The sequence below is a fragment of the Nitratidesulfovibrio liaohensis genome (assembly GCF_011682075.1).
GTDB classification, from domain to species: domain Bacteria; phylum Desulfobacterota; class Desulfovibrionia; order Desulfovibrionales; family Desulfovibrionaceae; genus Cupidesulfovibrio; species Cupidesulfovibrio liaohensis.
In genome coordinates this window covers 1-2981 of sequence record NZ_VSMK01000341.1, presented here as the reverse complement: position 1 = coordinate 2981, position 2981 = coordinate 1, and the positions used below count along the sequence as shown (strand labels likewise).

General features: G+C 68.6%; 2 protein-coding genes. Both read right to left on the bottom strand.

Features of this window, described 5'->3' with window-relative positions; all coding sequences use genetic code 11:
- Positions 1-67: 67 nt before the first annotated feature.
- Positions 68-1510 carry an ATP-binding protein gene (locus tag FVW27_RS11815; protein WP_167125387.1) on the bottom strand — a complete coding sequence of 481 codons (1443 nt, stop codon included), beginning with the start codon at positions 1508-1510 and terminating at the stop codon, positions 68-70.
- 3 nt (positions 1511-1513) lie between these two features.
- The gene (locus FVW27_RS11810; protein ID WP_167125385.1) at positions 1514-2875 is read right to left on the bottom strand and encodes a glucose-6-phosphate isomerase; all 1362 of its coding nucleotides are present in this window, start codon (positions 2873-2875) and stop codon (positions 1514-1516) included.
- Positions 2876-2981 lie beyond the last annotated feature (106 nt).

The window sequence follows — 2981 nt, the reverse complement described above, 5'->3', positions numbered from 1 at the left end:
GGTGGCGTTGCGCCCGTTGCGCCCGTTGCCCCCGTTGCGCGGATGTCTGCGCCGCCCCCCGGGGGGGCTATTCGGCGCGCAGGGGCAGGCGCACGTACACCACGGCGCCGCCTTCGGGCGCGTTGTCGATGCGCAGGCTGCCGCCGTGGCTGGTGATGATGGAATTCACGATGGGCAGGCCAAGGCCGGTGCCGTCATCCTTGGTGGTGAAGAACGGGTCCAGCAGCCGTTCGCGGTTGGCCGGGTCGAAGCCGGGGCCGCTGTCGCGGAAGGCCAGTTCCGCCGCATCGCCGTCGCGGCGGCTGGTGACGGTGATCGAACCGGGGCCGTCCATGGCCTGCAACGCGTTGACCATGATGTTGTAGAAGGCGCGGTACAAAAGATCCCCGTCGCCGGAAATGGTGATGCCCGGCTCCGTCTCGCGGGCCACGGTGACCTCGCGGCGGGCCAGCTCGCCCTCCAGGAACCCCAGCACGCGGTCGAGCACGGCGTCGGTTTCCACCGGATCCTGCCGGGGCTGGCGGGGGCGGGCGTAGTCCAGAAAGTCGTTGACCGTCTGGCTGAGCCGCTTGGCCTCGTCGTAGATGGCTTCAAGGATGCGCGCGGTGACCGGGTCGGAACTGCTGGGGCGTTTCAGCAGCAGTTCCGCGCTGGAGCGGATGATGCCCAGCGGGTTGCGGATTTCGTGGGCGATGCTGGCCACCACGCGGCCCATGCCCGCCAGTTTTTCGTGCTGGTGCAGTTCCCGCTCCAGGCGCTGCTTTTCCTGCATGCGTTCGGCCATTACCCGTTCGGCGCGGCGGATGAACACCAGCAGCATGCCGAACAATACCAGCGACGAAAGGCTGGCCGTGCCGATGATCAGCCACTGGAAGGCGAGGATCGAGCGCGTGTCGTTGGTGATGTCCTGGGTCATCTCCAGCACGCCCATGATGGGCCCGTCGTCGTCATCGTCGATGCGGCCCAGCCGGTTTTCCACACGCAGGGGATAGGTGGTGCGCAGAATGAAGCTGCCCGGCTCCAGCCGGGGGGTGAACAGGGCCTGCCAGAACGAGATGCTGGCGTCGACGGTGTAGCTGGGGTCTTCGTCGCGCAGGGCCACGGTGACTTCCGGCCCGGCCAGGTCTGCCCGGCCAAGGTCTGCCCGGTCTGTGGAATACGACACGAGCTTGCCGTGATCGTAGATGCGCACCCGCGAAACCTGCAAGCCGTGGATTACCGACTGCACCAGCTGGTCCAGCCGTTCGTACTGCACCGGCTGGCGCAGGGCGATGCGCCCGAAGCCCACCAGCGTGGGGAGGGTGAAGCGTCGGTATATCTGGTGGTTCAGGTTTTCGGCCAGCAGCGAGGCGAATTCCTGCTGCTTGCGGAACATGGTGTTGCGCGCCGAATCGGTGATGACCACGGACATCACGATGCTGGTGGCCAGAATGAGCACCAGCGATACCCACGACAGAAAGCGGGCGAAGCCGAAGGGCAGGCCCCCCGGCAGTTCGAAACGGCGCGGCACCGGCTAGAACTCCTGCGATTGTTCGGCCCGGCCAAGGAAGGCGGCAAGGTCTGCCTCTTCCGCCGGGTAGCCGGGGGCGCCCAGCCGGGCGTTGGCAAGGCGCTTGCCAAGTTCCACGGCGGGCTGGTCCAGCGGGTTGATGTTCATGAGCCAGCCGGTGAACAGGGTGGCCAGTTCCAGCAGGCCCATCAGGCGGCCCGCCGCGGCTTCTCCGGTGCTGCCCATGCGCAGTTCCACAAGGGGGGTGCCCTGCTTGGCAAGGGCCATGCGGGTGCCAAGGCCCTCGGCGTCCAGCAGTTCGCCGAAGCGGCGGCCCTTCAGGAAGGCCCACTTGTCCGGTAGATCGGCGGGGAAGGGGCGGCCCTGCGGCAGGCCGGGGCAGGTCAGGAACAGGCAGCCCTTGTCGCGCGGGCCGTCCAGAAACATCTGCTGCAACGAGTGCTGGTCGGTCACGCCCACGGCGGGCAGGGGCATGGTGCCCTTGCCTTCCTTGCCCAGGCTTTCGGCCCACAACTGGGCGAACCACGGGCCAAAGGGCGCCCACAGCGGCACGTAGCAGAAGAAGATCAGCTGCGAATAGTGGGCATCGGCCAGGGCCATGTTCCACAGGGCCAGCTGCCACGCGGGGTGGCCGGGCAGGGCGTGGGCCGGGTCTGCCACAAGGCTTGCCCCGGCGGCCTGCGCGCCGTCCAGCAGTGCGCGCCAGTCCAGCCCCATGAACGCGGCGGGCACCAGGCCCACGGCAGAGAGCACGGAATAGCGCCCGCCCAGATGGTCGGGCACGGGCAGCGAGGGCAGGTTTGCGGCCTGCGCTTCCTGCCGCAGGAAGCCTGCGGTCTCGTCGGTGACCACCAGCATGTGCTCGCGCCAGCGGTCGCCAAGGGCGGATTGCAGCCACTGTTTGGCCAGGAAGTATTGGGCCAGCGTCTCTATGGTGCCGCCCGACTTGCTGACGGCCACCACAAGGGTCTGTTCCGGCGGCAGGCTGGCGAACCACGCTTCCATGGTGCCCGCGTCCACGTTGTCGGCAATCCACAGCCACGGGCCGTCATGGCCGGGCCTGTCCTGCTGCGGAAAGAACGCCCGTTGCAGCGCCCGCGCCCCCAGCGCGGAACCGCCAATGCCCAGCAGCACCATGTGGCGGTAGCGGGCAAGGGTGGGCTGCAACCCGGCAAGGCCCGCTTCCAGCGCGGCGCGGTAGGGCATGTCGATGAACGGCAGGTGCCCGGCGGCCAGTTCCGCCTTCAGGCGGTGGGCCAACTCGCCCTTGTGCAGATCGTAGGTGGCGGCGGCGTCGGGGGTCAGGCGGCCCAGCGGCGCGGCGGGCCAGGCGTTGGTCCAGTCGAGGCGATGGGGCTGGGGCATGGTCATGCTCCTTGCGGGCCGGAAAAAAGGCCCATGGCGTGCGTGCCGGTGATGCGCGGCGTGGCCGAGCGGGGCGCGACGTGAAATTTCGGGGGCACCTTGCCGT